At 40.4% G+C, this 22,406-nt stretch carries 18 protein-coding genes; 9 read left to right on the forward strand and 9 right to left on the reverse strand.

The window, feature by feature from the left end; translation table 11 throughout:
- Both E1176_RS18390 and E1176_RS21300 read left to right on the forward strand, forming a co-directional pair.
- The coding region (locus E1176_RS18390; protein ID WP_155212513.1) for a YfiR family protein at nucleotides 1–414 on the forward strand (414 nt) is incomplete at its 5' end.
- A 28-nt stretch (nucleotides 415–442) separates the two neighbouring features.
- Nucleotides 443–2,584 (forward strand): TonB-dependent receptor plug domain-containing protein, encoded by a 2,142-nt coding sequence (locus tag E1176_RS21300; RefSeq protein ID WP_155212514.1) that lies wholly within the window; start codon nucleotides 443–445, stop codon nucleotides 2,582–2,584.
- Between the two features lie 204 nt (nucleotides 2,585–2,788).
- On the opposite strand, the gene E1176_RS18400 is transcribed toward E1176_RS21300, so the two are convergent.
- Nucleotides 2,789–4,147, reverse strand: a complete 1,359-nt coding sequence (locus E1176_RS18400) for an Ig-like domain-containing protein (protein WP_155212515.1) — start codon at nucleotides 4,145–4,147, stop codon at nucleotides 2,789–2,791.
- A 227-nt stretch (nucleotides 4,148–4,374) separates the two neighbouring features.
- On the opposite strand from E1176_RS18400, the gene E1176_RS18405 reads away from it, so the two are divergent.
- A complete protein-coding gene (locus E1176_RS18405) occupies nucleotides 4,375–6,432 on the forward strand; it encodes a tetratricopeptide repeat-containing sensor histidine kinase (protein WP_155212516.1) in 2,058 nt (685 codons plus the stop codon).
- A gap of 4 nt (nucleotides 6,433–6,436) precedes the next feature.
- Nucleotides 6,437–7,156, forward strand: coding sequence for a LytR/AlgR family response regulator transcription factor (locus E1176_RS18410; protein ID WP_185152875.1), 720 nt, complete (start codon nucleotides 6,437–6,439; stop codon nucleotides 7,154–7,156).
- 4 nt (nucleotides 7,157–7,160) lie between these two features.
- Here E1176_RS18410 and E1176_RS18415 read toward each other — a convergent pair whose 3' ends face one another.
- The 4 genes from E1176_RS18415 to E1176_RS18430 all read right to left on the reverse strand — a co-directional run bounded on the left by E1176_RS18415 (nucleotide 7,161) and on the right by E1176_RS18430 (nucleotide 13,712).
- A complete protein-coding gene (locus tag E1176_RS18415; protein ID WP_155212518.1) occupies nucleotides 7,161–8,060 on the reverse strand; it encodes a DUF4249 domain-containing protein in 900 nt (299 codons plus the stop codon).
- Nucleotides 8,061–8,066: 6 nt separating this feature from the next.
- Entirely contained in the window at nucleotides 8,067–10,436 is a 2,370-nt protein-coding gene (locus E1176_RS18420; RefSeq protein WP_155212519.1) for a TonB-dependent receptor, read from the reverse strand.
- Between the two features lie 81 nt (nucleotides 10,437–10,517).
- On the reverse strand, nucleotides 10,518–11,348 hold the full coding sequence (locus E1176_RS18425) for a DUF4249 domain-containing protein (protein WP_155212520.1): 831 nt from the start codon (nucleotides 11,346–11,348) through the stop codon (nucleotides 10,518–10,520).
- A gap of 6 nt (nucleotides 11,349–11,354) precedes the next feature.
- Nucleotides 11,355–13,712, reverse strand: a complete 2,358-nt coding sequence (locus E1176_RS18430) for a TonB-dependent receptor (RefSeq protein WP_155212521.1) — start codon at nucleotides 13,710–13,712, stop codon at nucleotides 11,355–11,357.
- Between the two features lie 202 nt (nucleotides 13,713–13,914).
- Here E1176_RS18430 and E1176_RS18435 point away from each other — a divergent pair, with 202 nt between their 5' ends.
- From E1176_RS18435 to E1176_RS18445, 3 genes are read left to right on the forward strand one after another with little or no spacing between them, the layout of a single operon-like run.
- The gene (locus E1176_RS18435; RefSeq protein WP_155212522.1) at nucleotides 13,915–14,859 is read left to right on the forward strand and encodes a YheT family hydrolase; all 945 of its coding nucleotides are present in this window, start codon (nucleotides 13,915–13,917) and stop codon (nucleotides 14,857–14,859) included.
- Between the two features lie 26 nt (nucleotides 14,860–14,885).
- Nucleotides 14,886–15,581: an SOS response-associated peptidase gene (locus tag E1176_RS18440; protein ID WP_155212523.1), complete on the forward strand. Its 696-nt coding sequence runs from the start codon at nucleotides 14,886–14,888 to the stop codon at nucleotides 15,579–15,581.
- Nucleotides 15,581–16,804 (forward strand): tetratricopeptide repeat protein, encoded by a 1,224-nt coding sequence (locus E1176_RS18445; protein WP_155212524.1) that lies wholly within the window; start codon nucleotides 15,581–15,583, stop codon nucleotides 16,802–16,804. The genes E1176_RS18440 and E1176_RS18445 overlap by 1 nt, the downstream gene beginning before the upstream one ends.
- A gap of 421 nt (nucleotides 16,805–17,225) precedes the next feature.
- Here E1176_RS18445 and E1176_RS21180 read toward each other — a convergent pair whose 3' ends face one another.
- The 4 genes from E1176_RS21180 to pbpC form a co-directional block, all read right to left on the reverse strand.
- On the reverse strand, nucleotides 17,226–17,558 hold the full coding sequence (locus E1176_RS21180; RefSeq protein WP_343030561.1) for a zinc-binding dehydrogenase: 333 nt from the start codon (nucleotides 17,556–17,558) through the stop codon (nucleotides 17,226–17,228).
- Nucleotides 17,546–18,193 (reverse strand): alcohol dehydrogenase catalytic domain-containing protein, encoded by a 648-nt coding sequence (locus E1176_RS18450; protein WP_246206155.1) that lies wholly within the window; start codon nucleotides 18,191–18,193, stop codon nucleotides 17,546–17,548. Before E1176_RS18450 ends, E1176_RS21180 begins: the two co-directional genes overlap by 13 nt.
- A gap of 43 nt (nucleotides 18,194–18,236) precedes the next feature.
- Entirely contained in the window at nucleotides 18,237–19,004 is a 768-nt protein-coding gene (locus tag E1176_RS18455) for a hypothetical protein (RefSeq protein WP_155212525.1), read from the reverse strand.
- Between the two features lie 136 nt (nucleotides 19,005–19,140).
- A complete protein-coding gene (pbpC, locus tag E1176_RS18460; RefSeq protein ID WP_222933179.1) occupies nucleotides 19,141–21,468 on the reverse strand; it encodes a penicillin-binding protein 1C in 2,328 nt (775 codons plus the stop codon).
- 116 nt (nucleotides 21,469–21,584) lie between these two features.
- Between pbpC and E1176_RS18465 the strand changes: the two genes are divergently transcribed.
- A complete protein-coding gene (locus tag E1176_RS18465) occupies nucleotides 21,585–21,866 on the forward strand; it encodes a hypothetical protein (protein WP_155212526.1) in 282 nt (93 codons plus the stop codon).
- 10 nt (nucleotides 21,867–21,876) lie between these two features.
- Nucleotides 21,877–22,272 (forward strand): hypothetical protein, encoded by a 396-nt coding sequence (locus tag E1176_RS18470; protein WP_155212527.1) that lies wholly within the window; start codon nucleotides 21,877–21,879, stop codon nucleotides 22,270–22,272.
- Nucleotides 22,273–22,406 lie beyond the last annotated feature (134 nt).

Raw genomic sequence — 22,406 nt, forward strand, 5'->3', positions numbered from 1 at the left:
ACACTCTTTGTATACAACTTCACAAGATATATACAGTGGCCTGAGTCTAATGCGAACATCACGATTGGTGTTTTGGGAGATGACCCCGCTATTATCAATGCATTTAAAGAAATGGCTGAGAAGAAATCTTCACCGACAACGAAAATTACTGTAAAGCAATTTTCTAATCCTTCTGAAGCTGCCGACTATCAAATGGTATATATACCAAAAAGCAATAGTGCAGCCTTAAAGCAAATCGGAACACTTAAGAACACACTGGTAATTACAGAAAAAGAAGGACTAGCCAAGCAAGGCAGTTACATCAACTTTGTAACGGATAATGGTAAAATCAGATTTGAAATCAATAAATCTGGAATCGATAGTTCTAATCTAAAAGTATCTGGAAGGTTACTCGGTCTGGCGATTGTTGTTTAAACCTACTTCTACCTTAATCTAAAATATTATGAAAAAGACAATACTAACTTTATCTATGCTTGCTGCTGTAGCCTTTGGCTCTGTGCAGGCACAAGAGTCTGAAGATATCTTTGAGATGTCGCTTGAAGACTTAATGGAGATCGATATTTACTCGGTATCTAAAAAGAAAGAATCATTATTTGATGCTCCGCTATCTAGTTCTACCATCACTATTGATGAGATCAGAAATGCAGGCGCAAATAGCATCCCTGAAGCGCTTAGACTTATCCCTGGCGTGATCGTAAGAGAGATGACTAATGGAAATTATGACGTACACTTGAGAGGTCTTGACAACTTAAGTAGATATAGCGATGGCGCGACTGCAGGAAACCAGATTACTTTGGTAATGATCGATGGCAGACCTGTATTTAACAACAACCTTGGAGGTATTATCTGGGAATCTTTACCGGTAGACCTTATTGATGTTGAGAGAATTGAAGTGGTAAGAGGCCCTTCAGCACCTCTTTACGGACCGAATGCGGTTGCAGGTGTAATTAATATTATCACTAAAAATATCCAGGAAGAAGGATTTATGGCACGTGCTCATGGCAGCGTAGGCACTGAAAACACACAAGTAGGTGGAGTTTCTTTAGGATACAACACTGGCAATTTCGATGTGACTCTCTCTGGTAACATTCAGCAAAGAGACAGAATGGATAATGGCTACTACTCTTACGCAGCCGGTACCTATGTAGATGCGATAACTGCTCCTGAAGCACAAGGCTTATTTGGAGACGAAATGTCTCTTGATAAAAAAGGAGTTAACCTTTTTGCTAATTACAATGTATCTGAAGACATCAAATTTGGTCTTGATTTAGGTCACCAGTCAGCTGAAGCACAGAAGCCATTCAGAAGAAACAATTTTTCGCCTATGTCTTCTCAGGCTTTCGAATCTACATATGCCAATGCGACTATGGAGGTAAAAAACCTAAGAGGTAGATTTTCTTACACAGCTGGAGAGGATAACTTAAACTCTGTCCCTACATCCATTCCCAATGGTAAGACTCTATTCTTAAAGTATAAATACACTAATATTGATACCTACCTGGAATACGATTTTCATATCAATGACGATTTCTCTATTCGTCCAGGTATATCATACCAGCGCTCAACTTATGGTGACGAAGACTTTACTTCCAATACTTTATTAGGTGCTTTTAATGGTGAGTTTACAATCCGTACTTTCTCAGGTTCGTTACGTGCAGATTACAACATAACTGACAAATGGAGAGTGATTGCTGCTGGTAGAGTGGATCAGTTTACTTCTCCTGAAGAAGCTTACTTCTCTTATCAGGTTGCTTCAACTTTCGACATTAATGACAAAAACCTCATTAGAGCTGTATATGCGAAATCTAACAGTGGTTCATTTTTAGGGCAGAACTTCTTGAATGTAAGTGAGACTTACCCTATTGACACGCTAGGTAATCAAGGCATTTTCCAGTTTACCGGTAATGAAAACCTTGAACTGTTCGAAACTCAACTGATCGAATTAGGCTATAGAAGCAAATTGAAAGACAATTTAGAGCTTAACTTAGAGCTATTTTATCAGATAACGGATAATTCTAATGACTTAATAAACCAACCTGCTCCTGCAGGATATGTTCAGGCAGCATCTTTGGTGGCTCAATTTGAAAACTTGGACTTAAGAGCAACGCAAATGGGTGCAACAGTTTCATTTAACTATGTACCTAATGTAAAATGGCAAATCAAGCCATATGTTACCTTCCAGAAAACTGAAACTGAGGATTTACCAGTGGCTCTTAACTCACCTGATTTGGATCCAGTTAATAATGTAGAGGTAACGACTACTGAAGATAATGAGCAAACACCTGGCGTTTTTGGAGGATTCTACCTTAACTATCAGCCTACTAATAAGTTGAATTTCAACATTAACACATACTACCTGGCTGACCAGACACAGTATAGCAGCTACGATCTTGCTAACCCAGCAAATACTGCAGGTGACATAGACAGCAAATACATTGTAAATGCGAAAGTGAACTACAACATCACAGATAACTTCTCAGTATTTGTGAATGGTAGAAATCTACTTAACAACGACAATGTAGAGTATTACGCAGCAGACCGCAATGGTATGTTAGTCTTAGGTGGACTAAGCGTAAAGCTTTAAAGACAACTTTTCATAGTTAATTTTGGTTTAGGTGTAAAGCAGTCCTGCGCAAGCGGGACTGCTTTCTTTTTTTAAGCCAAATAGAAAGCCCCGATCCAAAGGGAACAAGGGCCTTCTCGCAACGAAAACTCTTACAAGCATCGATGCCTCAACGTGCTACCGTTTTAGTTAAGTAATACAAAAGCAAAAGATTGGTGTTATCGGTTATTGACATAATATCGAAGAGCTATTTACCTGGATGTTTTTGATCATGTGCAAACCATCACCACCACCGGTAGCTGCTCCAAATCCCATTTTTGAGTGGGTAAGATCAAGATCTGTATAGTCGCTCATCACCTTTGTACCATTGAGATAGAGGTCGAATCCATCACTGAATAAATGGATCCGTGCAGAAACCCAGGTATTGCCTGTGTAGGCCAGTGTGGTTGCAGTTGACTGAAGCACATTATCAGGTGACTCGTACCAGTAATCTATTCTTCTATTGCCGTAAGGGGAAATAGCAACCCCATACCCCGTACCGTCATCAATAAATCCTCTCTTATTCCCGGAAGGTACAGTAGTTCCGTTCTTATAAGGCTGTTGGTTCTTTTGAAAGAAAAATACAATTCCATCCGCTGTTCCTAAGTCATAGCTGCCACTTACACCTCCATCATCATATATTTTGTAATCGAAAGATATGGTATAAGGAGGCTGATAATCGCCTTCTATAAATAATGCCGTAGCTGCATACTGGAGATTGTCTGGAATTAGTGTAAACACACCAGCATCTATTTTAGGGTAGTCACTGCCCAAATTAGAGTTTGAGTAAACTTCTACATCATTGCAACCAGATTTGAGCGAGTAAAACTCAAATAGGTAATCTTTATCCAATGGGTTGCCTGCAAGGTCTGTAATTTTCTTATCTAAACGTATCTGGTATTTCGAATTAAGCAGTAATTCATTGTCCGGATTAAAAGTGACTTTCTCACCTACCATGGATAGAACACCAGCCTCACTTTTGGAGCTACCAATTCTTTTTAGCGAAAAAGTAGCATCAGTAACCTTCGATATATCTATGGTTTCTGAAAAGATAATTTGAATGTTATCAGTAGGAAAAACTTCAGTCTCACCATCTGCTGGAGAAATTGAGACAACATAAGGTTTAGAAGTATCAGGAGGTGGTATTGTGGTGAAAGTAGAAGTAAATGACTCCAACGGATTACCTGCTTCATCAGTAACTCCTGATGTAAATTCTATCGTGTATTCCTTGCCTTCCTTAAGTGGCTGTGTGGGTTTTATAGTGGCCGAATTACCGTCCATTTCAAACTCCCAGCCCAGATTAAAAGAAAATCCTTCTGAAAGAATGAGGTTGCCTGTTTTGATAGTTGTGATATCTAAAGGCTCGGACATCGTTATTTTAATTTCTGTATCTGTGGCTACATTGCTTGCACCATTTGTGGGTGTGATGCTCACAATTTTAGGTGGAGTCGTGTCTTCCGGCTCGGGCTCTTCTTCTGTACAAGCATACATAAAGGGCAATAAAATTATGATTGCCGCAATCTTGGTGAATAGGTAATTTTTCATGACGTTGAGATTTGTTATGTGATTAATAAGGTCGTATTGATCAGGAGCACTGGCTCTTTGATCTGATACCTAGTTAGCACGGATGGGCTTTAATTCTTAGAATGGTGGGATGAACTACAGAAGAATGTATGTCAACTACATAAAAATGTATTTCATATTTTTATGAGTAATTGATAAATCTGCTATGCGTTTATAAAAATATTTCATATTTTACTCAAAATATACGCATGAAGTCATCACTCACTGCTTCAACACTTACAGTCGCCCTTCTCATTGTTTTTAGCCACATCTGTGAGGCTCAATCACGACTTGACAGTATCGAAAATGTATTACCACAACTTTCTGGTCTTGAAAAAGTAGATGCTCTTAATGATCTTGGTTTTAACTATGCTTTTCATTCCATAAAAAAAGCACGCATTTATTCTTACAAAGGCCTGGCCGCAGCACGAGAGGCTAATTACCCGGAAGGTGAAGTGAGGGCTCTAATAAATGTGGGCTATTCACATTTTGATCATAATAATATTGACAGTGCCGTCATTTATTTTGAAGATGCTAAAATTATGGCCACCGATGCAAGTGATAATGCAGGTCTGGCCAATAGCCTCAATGCCTTAGGCATCATGATGAAAAATAAGGGTAATTACCCTCAAGCCACCAAGTACTACCAGGAATGCTTAGAAACGCAAACCAGGATCAACAGCTTATCAGGTATGGCAAGTGCATATAATAACATTGGTGATGTAATGCGCACAGTGGGTAACTATGACAAAGCCGTTGAATACTTTCTGAAAGCATTGGAAATAAACAAAAAGCGAAACGACACTCGTAGAATAGCTCTCATTTTAGGTAGCATAGCCCTTCTATATATTGACCAGCAGGAAGAGAAACTAGCCATGGGTTATTTACAGCAAATGAAGGAGTTAGAAGGTGAGATGGGCTATAAAAGACTTGCTAGTCTGCACAACTCGCTTGGCCTTGTGGCCGTTGCCGAGAAGGATTACAAAGAGGCTGAAAGACAATACAACTTAGCACAAGGATATATCGACAGTCTTGGTGGCTCTGGATTTGCTATTAAACATAACCTGGCAGACTTACACAGAAAAACAGATCAGTATCCAAAAGCGCTAAAGTTGGCAAAATCTGTATTAGCCCAGAAAAAAGAGAAATCAAGCATGGAATCTGTTTTAATGTCTATTGACCTTGTGGCTGACATTTACTTCGATATGCAAGAATACGACAAAGCTTTGGCCACGGCTAACGAAGCTTATGAATTGGCTGACGAATTACAAAGTATTGAAAGGCAAACAAAATCGGCCAGTCTTATAGCCGAGTGTTATGCCATTTTAGGTAATTATCAAAAAGCGTGGGAATACAAAAAACAACTCACTGCGGTGAGAGACAGTCTTTTTAATGCTCAAAAAGTAGAGCAACAAGAAACGCTACTTGCGCTATACAAAGCCGAAGAAAACGAAAAGACCATAGCACTTCAAAAAGCCAATCTGGAAACGCAACAAGCAAACATTGCACTTTCTAACACTAAGAATAATCAACTTACTATGGGTGTGGCGGGTGCTGGTATGCTCACCATTATTTTCGTGATAGGCTTCATTAAACAGAGAAAAAGCAACAAGCTGCTCAACTTAAAAAATCATGAGATAGCTACACGCGACCATGAAAAAGATGTGCTACTTAAAGAAATACATCATAGAGTAAAGAATAATTTACAGATTATTTCCAGCATCTTAAACATACAATCTCGCAAGCTTGACGACCCTAAGGCAAGAAAGGCAGTAGCTGAAGGTAGAAGTAGAATAAAGTCCATGTCGCTCATTCACGAAAAACTGTACAGCAATGACCAAATGTCTGTGATTAACATGAAGGAGTACATTGAAGAGCTAAGTGAATACTTATTTAGCACATACAAACCTTCAGCTGATATAACAAGATCAATAGAAACAAGCGATTTAAAATTAGACATCGATACCGCTATACCACTCGGATTAATTTTAAATGAATTGGTATCTAACTCACTGAAGTATGCCTTTAAAACCAACAACAATGGTCAGCTGAAAATAAGCCTTAGCCAACAACATGAGACTTACACGCTGAAGGTGGCAGATACAGGTAGTGGCTTACCTGACAATTACATGAAAGTAAAAAATATGGGGCTTAGGCTCGTAAACTCTCTCACCGAGCAGCTTGATGGCATTCTGGATGTAAAAAATGAAAATGGCGCCCAGTTTACACTCACTTTTAAACCTCGAAACCTGGCCTTATCTAACTGATATAATGGAAAAAGTTAAAATTTTAATTGTTGAGGATGAGAGAATTATAGCGGAAGACCTATCGGACATACTCATGAGCAATGACTATGAGGTCTGTGATATATGTAAAAGTTTTTCTTCTGTGATATATGCGATTGAAAAACACCACCCCGACCTTATTTTACTCGATATTAAGATTCAAGGTGACAGAGATGGGGTAGATGTGGCTCACAGACTACGAGATGATTACAGCATACCCTTTGTCTTTATATCTTCTCACTCTGACCCGTCTACTGTAAAAAGAGCTGTCGAAGTAAACCCGTATGGTTATTTAGTAAAACCTTTTGAAGACGAAGATGTGATTGTAGCAGTTGAGTTGGCACTCAGCAATTTTGCCAAAGAACAAAATGAGAGCATCAAAGATTTTGTACTGAATGATTGCTTGTTTGTAAGAGAAAAGAATTTATCTATTAAAATACCGTTCTCAGACATTCAATATATAAAAGCAGAAGGCAATTACTCTACGATAGTGGCTAATGACAAAAATCATGTATTGAGAGCCACGCTTAAAGAAATCGAACAAAAAGTACCTTCTCACTTATTTTACCGATCTCACAAGTCTTACATTATAAATCTGGGACGAGTAAGCGCCATAAACTCAGACTCTATCTATGTGAATGATGAGCGCCTTCCTATTGGTAGAGGTCAGCTGCATCAGTTGATGGAATCAATCAATAAAGTATAAAGAATTACTCACTCACGCGTTTGCCATTGCCTGACACCGCTGCCATGCTAAAGAAGCCAACTACCTGGCCATTAGGACTATCGCTTACGTTTTCGATATTGGTACTTACATTTTCCATGGGCTCAGCAAATATCTCATCAAAACCACCATCACGCTGAGTTTGAATTTGAACTTGCTGTAAAAAAGTAAAAGCATCATTGGGTATAGCATGTATTTCTACATACAGCGAGTCTCCTACTTCGTATGGTTCAAAGGCATCTAGTTCTTCCGTAAGCGGGTTGACAGCATCTTGAATAGGCTGAATAAATACCACGCCATCAATATTGCCACCTTCATTGAACCCTGCATCGAAGGCTATATTTAACTCGAATGGTCGGTTTAACAACACACCATTTTTGTAAGATTTTATCCAATAGCTATCACTAGGCCCGACAGGGTCGGTTGCTACAAACTCAGCATAATAGCCCTCTGGCTGAAATGGGTTACGTTCTTCTTTAAATGTAAATTTTATTGAGTCTACCGGAGGCACTCGCTTTATGCGTGACGTTGCCGCATAGGTTTGGCCTTCTGCCACCACGGTGAGTGTGTAATCTAACAACTCATCGCCAATAGTTTCTGTAGAGGTTGCTGGGTCCCAGGTATATTTTCCGGGCTCCATTTCTGTAAAAGTGAATACTGTACCTTCTTCACTGGTTACCTCCACAATGGCTCCACTAACTCCTATCGGCACACTATTATCAAAATATGGTTGTGTTTTAAGTACGTTTATTTCCTGAGGCTCATTTTTATTGTTTACCCAGGCATCAATTACCAAGGCTTCCGGAGCTTCGGGAAGATTTACGTTTACCTTGTCTTCACAAGCCAACAAACCCAAGGTCAGTAAAACGATATATATTTTTTTCATCTTAATCTAGAATTTGAAGTTGTATGATATAGCAGGTACCGGTGCTCCAATGATTGCAAACTGGTAAGCAAAAGTATCTATCGCTTCGCCAGCTACAGCACGGCCGTCTTGCTGCGCAAAGAATAATGAAAATGGATTCTTATTGCCATATACATTGTAAATAGAAAATACGAAGTAGTCTTCATTCTTTTTCTTCTTACCCGGCCTTGTAGGATCCCACTTAAGTGCAATATCTAACCTGTGCGAAGCAGGGATTCTAAAGTTGTTTCTTGAATCGTAATAGTTGTATGGGATGACTAACCCCTGCACATTAAACCTGGATGTTGGAGCGGTAATAGGTGCTCCGGTGAGGTAAGTAAAGTTGGCAGAAAATGATGTGCGTTTGCTCAACTGAGTTTCTCCAAATAGTTTAAGGTTGTGTGTCTGGTCAAATCGGGTACTGTACCAGTCGCCTCGGTTAATTCCCGGGGTTTTCAGCTCAGACTTACCAATGGTATAGCTCAGCCATCCGTTGATTTTACCCACATTTTTCTTAAAGCTAAACTCAAGTCCGTAAGCTCTGCCAACACCGCTGATTAAATCTCCTTCGATAAACTCGTTGATGAAAATATCGGCACCTTTTACATAATCAACCTGATTGTCGGTGTCACGGTAGTAGCCCTCAATACTCGCTTCGTAGTCGTTGCCTTTGCCAAAATTTCTAAAATACCCTAGGGTGTATTGGTCACCTGTTTGTGGCTTTATGTTATTAGTACTTGGTGTCCACAAATCGATAGGTGTAGATGCGGCAGTGTTTGATACTAAATGAATGTATTGTGCAGTGCGGGTATAACTTGCTTTAATAGAGCTACTATTATTTAATTTATACCTGAGCGAAGCTCGCGGTTCTAAGTTTGTATAACTTTTTATGACTTCCCTTTCGTCAAAAGGCTCTGCATTAACCAGTTCTTTACGCTCTCCAGGCTCCACCGTTCTAAACTCATATTTATTAGCCGGTCCAAAATATTGAAAAGCAGAAAATCGCAAACCATAGCGCACGCTCAGCCTATCTGATAGCTTTTGAGTATTATCAACATAGACCGCACTTTCAAGTGCAAACTTTTCGTTGAGACTGATATCCTGAGTAACACCATCTGATACGCCAACCGCTTCTGCAGGTTTAAAATCGTAATAAGTTGCCTCACCCCCAATCAGCAGCTCATTATTGGTGTCGATAAAGTAATTGAAATAGGGTTTGAAAGTATATGTTAGAATTCGAGATGACCAATCAAATTTATCACGATCGTTCTCACCAAAACTAAAGCCATAATCGAAGCTACTGACAATGAAAGCAAAGTTAGAAAACAGGCGATCGTTGAAAAGGTGGTTCCATCTAAGCGTTCCGGTTACGTTACCCCAATCAAAGCCTTGTCTTTCATCAAACTTAAAGACATCTCTACCAAAGTATCCTGATAAGAAGAACCGGTTATTGTCGTTAAGTTTATAGTTTACTTTTGTCGTAAGGTCATAGAAATACAATGTCGCATCATTATCTACAAAGGGTTTTGCCAATATGTCTATATAGCTCCTTCTACCAGCCACTATAAAAGATGCTTTATCTTTTTTAATCGGGCCTTGTACCGCCAGTCGGCTAAAAACAGTACCTATACCACCAGAAATTTCTTTCTCTTTCATATTCCCTTCCTTCATGCGCACATCAAGAATGGAAGAAATACGCCCTCCATAGTTAGCCGGGATAGCACCTTTGATCAAATTCACATCTTTAACCGCATCCGGATTAAACACAGAGAAGAAGCCAAATAAGTGTGACGAGTTGTAAACCGGAGCATCATCCAGCAATACAAGGTTTTGGCCTACGCCTCCTCCCCTTACATTAAACCCTGAAGACCCTTCTCCTACTGAGCTCACCCCGGGAATAAGTTGGATACTTTTGATTACATCTACCTCACCCAAAAATGCCGGAATTTTCTCAATGGTTTTAATATCGAGCTTCTCTGCACTCATTTGTATTTCCGAGATATTGGCATCTTCAGATTCCCCGGTTATCACCACCTCATCAAGTTCCTGACTTTCGGTTTGGAGCTCCACATCCAGTTTTTGATTGGCATCAAGTGAAATTGTCTCAATAACCGTTTCATAGCCAATATATCTATACTCAATCGTATAATCCCCGGCAGGTAACGTAATGGAATAGAAGCCATAAATATTAGCTGAAGTACCTGTCGTAAGCTCTTTAACCAATAAAGTTGCCCCTATCAGGGCCTCTCCATTACTGGCATCTTTGATGTAGCCATTGAGCGTATACTTATTTTGAGCAAGTGAGGGTGAAATAGCAAAAGCTGCTAGCAGCACAAAGCATATTGCTTTAAAATTCATAAGAGGGTGTAGATTTTTATCAAATACAAATTAAAGACGCCTAATCAAGTTAATTGTTCTGTTGATGCAGTCTTTTTACAATTATTTTATCATCACGGTGTCACTTGCCACAGCACTCGTCTGAAAATAACCCATGGCACCATTGCTTAGGTTGTTGCGTGGATTTACAGGTGGCGAACCAAACATGCCACCATCATTTTCTAAAAGATTGATAAGGTCGTTATAATACACAAAGGCATTATTAGTGAGGCTATACATCTCTACTACGGCTACATCTCCTTGTTTGTAAAAACCTGCAGTTGGTAAACCATCGATCTGCTCTGCCAGCACCTCATCATCAGAAAAGTAAATATCATTTTCACTCTCGAGGATCAGGGTGTCATTTCTATAAAACTTAAAAAGGTAATAATCGTCCGTTTCCTGTGGCTCCGTAGCATAAAATAAGACCTCATAATAATAATTAGGGTCATCAGGGTCAGCGAACTCATCTTCATTAATGATCACCTCCAACGAGTCGATAGGTGCAACTCTCAATAATTGGTCTGTGGCCTGATATTGTTGGCCACTATAGCTTACACTTAGGGAATAAGTATTGCCTACTTTGCCACTAAACGGATTTTCTGAAAGGTAATACCCATCAAGCCTTTCAATTTCTCTGGGGTTGTGTTCAAAGATAAATTGGTTGCCTTCGTTGTCCACCACAGACACCTCAGCATCTGTAATAGGTCGTGAACCACCTTCTGCATAGAAATCGACCGTTTCCGTAACTCGCACGTATTGATAAGTTTCTCTATCCGTAATCAGACCTTCAATTACAATCACAGGATCGACCTGTTTGGGGTCTAATGTTACAGGCTCATCACAAGCAGCCAAAACAGTTATAAACAAGAGTATGATATAATTAAGCTTCATTTTATTTTAGAATTTGATGTTATAAGTAACAGATGGTAAAATTGGGAAGAGATAGATCATACGCGCTTCTTTCTCATTGCCATCTCCTATGATGTTGCCATCATCATCTTGTTTCACACGAGTATAGATGGAGAAAGCATTACTTCGATTGTAGGCATTATAGATAGAAAATGTCCAACTGCTTTTCCATTTGCGATTAGCATTCTTTCTTGGTGTAAGCGTAGCTGAAAGGTCTAGCCTGTGATAGTCAGGCAATCTGTAACCGTTACGTTCGGTAATATAATCGACCTGATAGCCTTCATATGCATATCTGGCCGAGGGAACCGTAGTTGGTCGACCGGTTGTATAGGTAAAATTGGCTCCTAAAACCCATTTATCATTTAGCTCATAGGTAGCTACTGCATTAAATGCATTTCGCCTATCGTAATTGGCAAAAAATGCCTTATCCTGATTTACATCCGGTATTTTCCTTTCGGCTTTAGACCAGGTGTAGCTTATAAAACCCGTTAAAACGCCCTCTTTCTTTTGTGCCATCAACTCAAGGCCATACGACCATGAGTCACCTTGTCTATATTCTGTAGAAAGATCATTGTTAAAGAAGACCTGGGCATTGTCTGCAAAGTCAGTTACATTCTGAATGTCTTTATAGTATATCTCTGATGATAGCTCTATGCTATTGTTTTTTAGGTTTTTAAAATAACCTACAGCCCATTGATCAGCTATTTGAGGTTCCAGGTAATAATCACTAGGGTTCCAGGTATTAAATGGAATAGGTACCGTGCCACTTGAAATAAGGTGCGTATTTTGTACCATTCGGCTGTAGGATGCTTTTAACGAAGAAGTAGGGTTGAGCAAATACCTCAGAGAAACTCGAGGCTCCAGGTTAATGTATGTTTTAATATTTTCAAACGCATCGAATGACAGTGTATCAATGCGTTCAATATCTACATTTTCTTTTGGATCATCGTATAAATACACATCCTGTTCACCTATGTTCTGAAATATAGAAAGCCTTGCACCATAGGCAAGGGTAAGTCTTTCGCTGGCCTTCCACTCATGATTAGCATAAAGCGCGTGATCAAGTGCAAACTGGTGCTGCAACTCAGTGTCTACAAAAATTGAGTTTTGAGCATTTGGCGATAACCTACCGGGCTCAAACCTGCGATAAGTCACATGGTAGCCAAAATCAAGTGCGTTAGATGGATTTACGAAATAGTTGAGGTCTTCTTTGAAAGAAAATTCCTGAAGGTTACTCTTCCAAATAAAGCCTTGCACATTATCATCGAGCTCCATTTTGTAATCAAAATTGCTGGCAATCACCGAGGTGTTAGAAAATAATCTATCGTTGAAGAGGTGATTCCATCTAAACGTAGCTGTGGCATTGCCCCAGTCAAACCCAAAAACATCTTCAAACTCAAAGACATCTCTCCCCAGATAGACTGCAGCAAAAAATCGGTTGTTATTATTATGCTTCCAACTGGCTTTTGCGTTTACATCGTAGAAATGCACAAAATTATCCTGATCGGCTGCTCTAAGAAAAAGGTCTACATATGAGCGCCTCCCCGACACGATAAACGAACTTTTATCCTTTCTTATAGGTCCCTCAACCATGAGCTTGCTGGCCAACAGACCGATACCTGCCGTGCCTCCAAATTTTTTATTGTTACCATCTTTTGTGCGCACATCCAGTATAGATGACAAGCGGCCACCATATTGAGCTGGTATACCTCCTTTGTATAATTTACTGTCTTTAATTACATCTGAGTTGAACACAGAAAACAACCCAAATAAGTGTGAAGGGTCATAAATTGGTGCTTCATCTATAAGGATGAGATTCTGGTCGGCACTACCACCTCTTACAAAAAAACTGGATGTACCCTCTCCCGCGCTTATCACTCCTGGTAGCATCTGAATAGTTTTTATAATATCGGGCTCGCCAAAAAGTGCTGGTAGTCTTTGTACCTGTTGTATGTTCAGGTCGTTTCTACTCATTTTTATGTCAGTTACATTGGCATCGATCGCCTCTCCCGTGATCACCACCTCATCCATTTCTGTCACTGACGATGGCAACTCAACATTGAAGACCATATCCTTTGTAAGGTCGATTTGTTGCCTGATGGTCTGATATCCCATATAACTATACAGGATATTGTACTCACCCGGTGGCAAGCTCAAAGCATAAAAACCATAGACATTGGTGATTGCTCCGCTCTTGGTTTCCTCTACATATATTGTCACGCCAATGAGCTCCTCACCATTGTCCAGATCCTTGACATAACCGTTTAATGTAAAATTGCCCTCTTGTGCAAAAGCGCTAAGGCAAAAAGCTAAAGTAAACACCCCAAAGAGGTAGATTTTTTTCATGATTTTAGTTTTTGTTGATGCATAGCCGCATTTATGTGTTTTCATCCAGAGATTTTTTAGACCGAATGCATAGCTAGGTTGTTGTTATTTGTAGTTGTTTACCTCATTGACGCCTTAAATCTGCAATAGGTTGTTTGACCATGATTAAGAATACGTTAAGATGATAAACGGTTATATTTGCCAGTGATATGTTTATGCGCTCATGATTGATACTTACCAACGTCCATTTATTCTGTTCTCTCCTCACCTGGAGACCATTTACCCGGCCCTTTTTAGAAAGGTAAATGAGGTAGTATATGAGCGTGAACGCATTGATACCCCTGACGGGGATTTTTTAGACCTCGATTGGGTAAAAAAAGGCGCAGATAAGTTAACTATCATTTCTCACGGACTGGAAGGCAGCAGTGACCGTGGCTACATCATGGGTATGGCAAAGATTTTTTCACAAAATGGCTACGATGCACTGGCCTGGAATTTCAGAGGCTGTAGTGGAGAAATGAATAGGCTGGCCCGCTTCTACCACAGTGGAGCTACTGAAGATCTGGAGACCGTGGTGAATCACGCAATAGGCCTTGGATACAAAGAAATCAACCTGGTGGGCTTTAGCCTTGGCGGTAATCTTACCCTTAAGTATTTAGGTGAGAAAGAAAGAAAATCAATTCACCGGGCCACTGTTTTCTCTGTACCTCTTAACCTTCATAGCAGTTGCCTTAAAATCTCTGAGTCATCGAATTTTATATACTCAAGACGATTTTTAAACAACCTGAAAGATAAAATCAGGACCAAAGCAAGGGTTATGCCTGATAAAATAGATGCCAACGGACTGGAAAGTATTAAAACTTTAATCGAGTTTGACGACAAGTATACTGCGCCTCTTCATGGATTTGATGGTGCACTGCATTACTATCACTCGTGCAGCTCTATAAACTTTTTTGACAGTATAAAAGTGCCTACCCTCATTGTAAATGCAGCAAACGACCCATTTTTATCACAAGACTGCTACCCGATAGAAAAAGCAGACAAAATCAATACTGTATCACTGGAAATACCAGAAACCGGTGGTCATGTAGGTTTTACAGAATTTGGCAGTGACAATACTTTTTGGTCAGAAAAAAGGGCATTAGCATTCATCAGGCACAGTAAGTAAAGCTATTTTTCATTACATTCGTATCTATGGGTGATCGCTTTACAATTACAGCCGACAAAGATAAGTTAGCAACGCGATTTGGTGTTGACGTTACCGATAATTACCAACCTAAATACAATGCGGCCCCAACTCAAATTTTACCCGTCATCACCCAGGGTAGCAAAGGATTATCTTTTTTTTATTGGGGTCAAATTCCTGACTGGTCAAAAAACCGCTCGATATCTGCTAAACTTATTTATGCAGATGCCGCTTCAGTTCATACCAAAGCCTCTACCAAGCGACTACTGCAATCGTCTAGATGCATAGTACCCGTAGATGGTTTTTATGATTGGAAAAAAGTGTCTAAGAAAGGTAAAATACCTCATCGATTTGTGTTTGGTGATAACGCCATCAAATCTTTTCCGGGGATCTGGGAAGAGTTTGAAGATAATGATGGTAATGAATTTCACACTTTTAAAATTATAACCGTGCCAGCCAACAGCAGTGTAGCAGAAATGAGCGACACTATGCCTGCTATCTTTGATAAGCAACAAGAGGAAGTTTGGCTTAGCGACACTAAAGAAATTGAGGCATTACATGACCTGTTACAAACCTACCCTGCCGATAAAATGGGCTCATACACTGTTTCTCCAAAATTTTCTGACACCAATAACGAAGGCGCTCATTTGATAGAACCCTTCGCTCCTGCTGACCAGTTTGGCAACTACTCACTTTTCGATTGATGGTTAGAGTTTTTATTGCACTTCTACTTACAATTTCAACTCACTGTCTGGCGCAACAAACAACACAGATTGAACTACTCGTTAAGGCCGAACGCACGCTGGCTGAGGGCGACACGGCTCAATCGATTGACCAGTTTAAAGAGGTATTGCAAAGATTTCCGCAAAGTTACGCTGCTATAACGCGTTTAGCAGAAATACATTTTGCCAAAAAGGAGTTTGATCAGTCTACACAATACATCTATCTGGGCATAGATATCGTAGAGCAATTTCTTGATAAACAAGAGGTTAAAATAAATCAACAAAAAGGCGAAGTATCGGGCCTTAGTAAAAACAAGGCTAATGATATTCGCCATCGCTATATGACTGATCTGGCTAGCTTATATCATTTGCTTGGGCTAAATAGAAACAGACAGGGCCGTTTTAATGATGCGATTGAGGCATTTCAAAAATCGCTTACGCTAGATGAGAAAAGTGCTACGCACATTGATTTGGCGCTAGCTTCACTCAATGCTGATAAAAACATGGAAGCACTCGATGCTCTTCATGATGCCATAGCAATTGATAATGCCAGTTTTAAGGCTTTCTACAACCTGGCTAATATTTATAACCAATTTGAAAATTACGATAGTGCCATTCATTATTATGAAAAAACCATAAGCCTCAACGATAGTCTCAAATGGCCTTACCTCTATCTTGCCAGACTTTATACGCAAGAAGAAACCATTAACAAGGCCCTGCAAAACCTGGATATGTTCATTGCTATTGACAGCATGAAAGTGGAGCCATTTTATCGGAGAGCGATTTTACTTACCGGACAAAACAGATTTCAAATGGCGATTGAAGATTGGAACAAAGTGATCGCGTTAGACCCTCAAAATCACGAGGCTTTTCGTAATCGTGGCCTCACCTATTTCTATCTAGAGAATTTTGAGAAAGCCCTTGAGGATTTTAACCAATCGCTTAACCTCAATAAAGGTGAACCTTTCACACTCATCAACCGAGGGTATAGTTATTATCTACTCGATCAATCTGACGAGGCACTCGTTGATTTAAACCAGGGCGTTACATTATTGCCCAAATATGCCTTGGGTTACTACATTAGGTCACTGACTTACCTGTCGCTTAAAAAGAAGAAAAAAGCCTGCGAAGACTTAAAAAAAGCGTTGGAGCTAGGTTTTAACGAAAGTGAGATCGACAAAAAGCTGCTTAGAAAATGTTTATGAGCGTAGCGCGTAGCGCGTGGAGCGTAGAGCATGGAGCATAGAACTCAGTGCTGGGAGCTAGGAACTAGGGTTAGTGGCTAGTGGCTGGGAGATGGGAGCTGGGAGCTGGTGACTAGGTGCTGGGAGTGGGAACTAGTGACTAGTGGCTGGAAGCTTGGGACTTGGGACTTGGGGCAGTAGCTAGTGGCTAGAAGTTAGAAGCTAGTAACTAGAAGCTTGAGACAAAAGCTATTTAGAATCGTCACTCAGAAGGCGTAGCCTGAAGAGTCTTGTTCTATACAGAGTGCGAAGTGAAAAATAACAAAGAGATTTAAAAAAGAGGTCTGATTTTACAAGCGAGTGTAGCTGGGAACTAGGAGCTAGTGGCTAGTGGCTAGAAGCTAGTAACTAGAGCTTTCGGCTTGGGAGCTGGTAACTAATTTTATATTCTTACAATAATTTTTCCCTTAGCCTTATTATCTTCCATGTATTGGTGCGCCTCTGCAACTTCACTCAGTTGGAAGATTCTGTCAACATTTAATTTGATATTCCCATTTTCAACATCATCTATAAACTCCTGTAGTAATTCTTTAGATAGATTTTTTGATTCTCCCATGTATACGGTTAATCTTCCCAGAGAAGGGATATCGCCCATAGGAGTAAATTCTTTCATGGTCCATTCATTTCCTAAAATCCCTGTCATGCAAACCATACCTTTTGGTGCAATACATTTCAAGGAATCTTTAAGTGTTCTTGTTCCAATCAGCTCGAGCACTTTGTTAACCCCTTCTGGATAAATTTACTGACCTGTTCTTCTATGCTACCACCATCTATTACAACATGGTCAACACCATTATCTAATAATACTTGTTTCTTTTTTGTATTCCTGGTTGTAGCTATTACGCTCAGCCCTTTGGATTTAGCAAGTTGGCAGGAGAGCATACCAATTGAAGAGGTTCCTCCTCGAATAAGTAGCGTTTCACCTTTCTGAATTTCAAGAGCTTGATTTAGAGAACCTGAAACTGTCTGAAACATTTCCGGGATTGCACCTAGTACTTCCCAAGGTAATTTGCTTTTAAATGGAAAAATAATCTCTAATGGAGCTAAAGTATATTCCGCATAGCCTCCATCAAAAATTCTTCCCATTCCACCCATAATGGCAGCAACTTGTTGTCCTTTTGAATATGTATTGGATGGGTCTTCCTCTACAATACCAACACACTCAATTCCCTGAATCCTTGGAAAATCTACTCCGGGAGAATCGCCTCGCCTGGTGAAGAGCTCGGATCTGTTTAAGCCAAATGCCTCGACTTTAATCAAAACCCATCCTGGCTTAATTTCTGGCTTATCAACTTCTTGAATTTCGATAACCTCTGGACTTCCTGCTTTTGTTGTTATTGCTGCTTTCATATTTTAATTCACTACAACTAGTAACTATCAGCTAGAAGCTCTTCTAAAAATCATCTAAACCATCATCTTCCTCTTCAGGTGCGGCTTCGTCATTATTTTCCGGCTCCTCTTCTTTAGGGGCTTTTTCTTTTTTGTTTTTCTTTTTCAAGAAGCCAAATAGTCCCTTTTTCTCTTTTTGTGGTTCACCATCGACATCGGTAGCGTTGGTTTCTAACTCAGTAGAGTCATTCTTATTTTTCTTGCCGCCAAACAGTCGTTTAAAGAAACCTTTTTTCTCTTTCTTGCGCTGTTCCTTTGCGGCCGCTTGTGCCAACTCAGCCTCCTCAGCCATTTGTAAGCGCACGTCAGGATATACCAGAAAATCTTTGAGATACCACAGGTAAAGCTCCTGATCTACATTAAATTTCTCTTTCTTGAGTGAGATCATATAGATACTATCAGCTGCTGTTGCCAGCGTATCTACACTTATTACTGCTGTAGAATCGTAGCCGTAATCACGTTCGGCAAGCGCTATATCATCATCAAAAGACAGTGAATCCTCTTCCTGAGGATAAATATCCTTCATCGGTATAGTCTGCAAACTTCTGAGCTTCTTACGGTAAGAAACCGGCTCTATGATGTTGTAGCGGTCTTTGCTGGCTGATAATATTTTGGGGGTTGAGTCTTCTTTAAAATAGCTAAACTTCCTTTCTAACACCTCCTTATCATGAATAAATGCACTTTGGTAGGCAGGGCAGATTGCTCTTTCGGTACACGATTGCAGCGCATACAGAGCAATAAAGCCTACTAAGAATAAATGTGCGTTCCTCATGAAAAAATTAGTCCTAATTCAATATCAACGACTAAATAACGAAAAAATGATATGTAATGCATATATCTTACCAAGTTGCAAAGGTAACAGCATTAAATCTCAAGTTAAAGCAAAACTTTGTAAAATAGCCTACAAACTAGCGTGTTATTACGTGAAACTTACGTGAAAGGGTCTCTCCTGATTCAGAAACCAATGTTAGTTCATGTTCTCCTGCCTCCGGTTGCACCTCCACCTGATGTACACCTTTCGTGCTGCTGATGTATTGATCATTGAGGTGCCAGTGGAGCGTACTGGAAGACAGTCGATGAGTTGCCTCAAAGACTAAATACTCTTTCTCACCAGAAAAACCTCGTGGTACAAACAGCCTGGCATTTGGTTGAGGGTAGACCAGGTCAAAATTGAGCGTTTGCTGAGGCATGCAATTTGGGGCATAATCAGGAAGCTTTTTATAGTAGGGGTCTGTAGATGTGTAGTACCACTCCATCACGGGAGGCAATACAAACCAGGGTTTAGCAACCATCTCAGTCACAGAATAACAGTCTGAATTGACCCTAAACTGACCCTGAGCATCTAAATACACACGCTCATGATAAGGGCAAGTGGCCGTTTGTGTTCCGGCAAGTGATACATCAATCGCACTGGTTTCTGGACAAATCATTGAAGCTTTATACCCCGAACGGGTGCACACTTCGAGAAGTCCCAAATCGGACTCAGGTTTTGTAAACCACTGCTCACCATCTAATTTTCGGTAAATATCAAACATCAGAGGTGCTGCTGTAGACGCACCGGTAAGGCCGGGTCTACCTTCTCCATCTGCATTACCAACCCAAACACCAACCACATAGTCGGGCGTGACGCCAATAGCCCATGCATCTTTGTGACCAAAGCTGGTACCTGTTTTCCAGGCGATAGTTTTGGAGGCATTAAACTGACGCCAGTCGCTACCTTCAATGGGTCGATCCATAACCCTGAGTGCCTCTAATGTAAGCCAGCTTGCTCCGGCAGCTACAGGCAGTTTCTTTAGGTTATTATTGGCCTGTTGATCTATGGATAATTCTTTGAGTTCTAAATCTGGCTCATGATGCTGTAAAATACTTAATGCCATTTTTCGATAGTTGCTTACCAGATCCCACAACCTTACCTCTGCCCCACCCAGGATGAGCGAAAGGCCATAATTACCTGCGCTGCGGTTGATTGAGCCAAACCCCATAGTTTGTAAATCATGATGAAAAATTTCAACCCCATAATCCTGCAACATGCGCACGGCCGGTACATTGAGCGATCGCGCCAGTGCCTCATCAGCTGCTACCGCACCATCAAACGATTCATCAAAATTCTTCGGAGCATAACCTGAAATATAAGTGGGAATGTCTGGCAGCAAAGCCTGTGGCAATAGTTGTCCTCTTTGCTGCATTTCGGCATACAAAAATGGCTTTAGCGTGCTCCCTGAACTGCGAACTGATTGTATGATATCCACAGAGTTTTCGTTGCGAAAAAGAGGATCATCCGTATTACCTACATAAGCCTTTACCTGTCCGCTTTTTGTATCGACTATCAAGGCCGCTGCATTGTAAATTTCATTCTGCTTTAACCTGTTGTAGTGGTTCTGAACTACCCGGGTAACCTGAGTATGCAACTGCTCATCCAATGTAGTGTGCGCACGTATTCCTTCACTATTATTGACAGCAAAATGGGTCAATACGTGAGGTGCTTTTTGTGGTAAATCGTAAGGTTTGCCCGGCAGAGGTTCCGCTTTGGCAAGCTCCGCAGTCGTGTCGTCAATGATGTCATAAGTCACCAACTTATCCAGCAATCGATCTCTTTTTGCCGCGAGTTGTTTGTGATTTTTACCCGGAAATATGAGTGAAGGTGCGTTGGGAAGGACGGCCAGCGTGGCCGTCTCGCTCCAGGAGAGGTGGTGTGGTGGACGGTTATAGTAGCGCCATGAAGCAGCTTCCAACCCCACTACATTACCTCCGAAGGGTGCCTGGGACACGTATAATTGTAAAATCTCAGCTTTAGAATAGCGTAAATCAAGCCTTAGTGCCAAAATAGATTCATATATTTTCTCCAAATAGGTTCTCTCCTGGCCTTGCCTTGCTAATCGTATTACTTGCATCGACAACGTGCTCCCTCCTCTCACCACCTTACCGGCTTGCACATTTTGCAGCAATGCCTTTACCATTGATACCGGATTTACTCCCGGGTGATAATAGAAATGCCTGTCTTCAAAATGCAGAATGCTCTGCTCAAATTTGTAGGGCACACTATCCGTTTTAGGAAAGCGCCATTGCTCGTCCTGCGCGACTACCGCCCCGAGCAGCTTACCGTCTTGATCGAGTAGCACAGTACTATATGGGGTTTGAAACAACGGCTCAGGCAGACAGAAGTAAAACCACACCACCGCAGGCAGCATGAACAGCAGCAGGTAGTGTTTCTTTTTTATGGTTTTAGGAGGCGTCAAGTGGTCAAAATTAAGCTTTATGGATAGATAACCACTTATAAAATTATATTATTAAAGGGAGTATTAATTGTATATATTAGTACTATTGTGTTTCATTGACCGAACTGGATTAACATATGAATGAAGATTTTGATCCTGAATGGATAATAGAACTAGCAAGAGCACAAGTATCGGACAGAACTGATATAATTGAAGCCTTAAAGAACTGTTGTAAAGGAACTTCGGAAAGTCGAGCATACATTCATTTTGTTAGTCAAAAAAACGCGAATCAACCTAATTCGGAATGGCAATTTGAAGAAAATATTGTTCTCGAACATCCCAAAAAAGGGACAATAGTTCTAGATGTTTTAAAGGACAAAAGGATTGGTGGAATTGAGTTTGTTTCTCTAATCAATTAACTAAGTAGGCATGAACGTTTTGTATGAAACAGAGCAGCTGAAAATCGAACATGAATATGAATCGACCTATTTAACGGATAAGAATTCTGGAGATATTCTATTAGATGACGATTTCTATGGCGACCCTAAATGTGGCTTGATTGATCCGCAAAACAAGTGGGCTATTATTGGAGGTGAACATTTAGTCTTGTGGACTCCCTTAACAACAAAAGTGATCGAAGATGAAGACTTGAGATGGATACATGAATTAAGATTGAAAAATGAAAATACTGTAGAGATACTTATAGATCCATGGAGCTCAAAATCTTCAATTTGGGAAGTAAACACTTCAACCTTTGAGTATGCTAAGCTAAGAGATTTTACCAATTATCAAGGCAAAGAGTATACCGAAGAAATTTACTGGTAAGTAGAAAACGAAAACACAATCGAGTAGACGGCCGTGAGCCATAAGCCCACGGTGCGCCTCTCATCCGCCAGCTGGCGGATACGGGCCTCGTACACATCCTTCACCCTCAGAGTCACCTGAAAGAGACTCTGAGG

Origin of the sequence: Fulvivirga aurantia, assembly GCF_009711475.1 — a bacterium.
Taxonomy (GTDB): domain Bacteria; phylum Bacteroidota; class Bacteroidia; order Cytophagales; family Cyclobacteriaceae; genus Fulvivirga; species Fulvivirga aurantia.

Coding starts and splice junctions, on each gene's coding strand:
- E1176_RS18410 (WP_185152875.1), top strand. CDS start 6,437: ATGGAAAAAGTTAAAATTTTAATTGTTGAGGATGAGAGAATTATAGCG.
- E1176_RS18400 (WP_155212515.1), bottom strand. CDS start 4,147: ATGAAAAATTACCTATTCACCAAGATTGCGGCAATCATAATTTTATTG.
- E1176_RS18420 (WP_155212519.1), bottom strand. CDS start 10,436: ATGAATTTTAAAGCAATATGCTTTGTGCTGCTAGCAGCTTTTGCTATT.
- E1176_RS18430 (WP_155212521.1), bottom strand. CDS start 13,712: ATGAAAAAAATCTACCTCTTTGGGGTGTTTACTTTAGCTTTTTGCCTT.
- E1176_RS18425 (WP_155212520.1), bottom strand. CDS start 11,348: ATGAAGCTTAATTATATCATACTCTTGTTTATAACTGTTTTGGCTGCT.
- E1176_RS18445 (WP_155212524.1), top strand. CDS start 15,581: ATGGTTAGAGTTTTTATTGCACTTCTACTTACAATTTCAACTCACTGT.
- E1176_RS18455 (WP_155212525.1), bottom strand. CDS start 19,004: ATGAGGAACGCACATTTATTCTTAGTAGGCTTTATTGCTCTGTATGCG.
- E1176_RS18465 (WP_155212526.1), top strand. CDS start 21,585: ATGAATGAAGATTTTGATCCTGAATGGATAATAGAACTAGCAAGAGCA.
- E1176_RS18450 (WP_246206155.1), bottom strand. CDS start 18,193: ATGAAAGCAGCAATAACAACAAAAGCAGGAAGTCCAGAGGTTATCGAA.
- E1176_RS18405 (WP_155212516.1), top strand. CDS start 4,375: ATGAAGTCATCACTCACTGCTTCAACACTTACAGTCGCCCTTCTCATT.
- E1176_RS21300 (WP_155212514.1), top strand. CDS start 443: ATGAAAAAGACAATACTAACTTTATCTATGCTTGCTGCTGTAGCCTTT.
- E1176_RS18435 (WP_155212522.1), top strand. CDS start 13,915: ATGATTGATACTTACCAACGTCCATTTATTCTGTTCTCTCCTCACCTG.
- E1176_RS18415 (WP_155212518.1), bottom strand. CDS start 8,060: ATGAAAAAAATATATATCGTTTTACTGACCTTGGGTTTGTTGGCTTGT.
- E1176_RS18470 (WP_155212527.1), top strand. CDS start 21,877: ATGAACGTTTTGTATGAAACAGAGCAGCTGAAAATCGAACATGAATAT.
- E1176_RS18440 (WP_155212523.1), top strand. CDS start 14,886: ATGGGTGATCGCTTTACAATTACAGCCGACAAAGATAAGTTAGCAACG.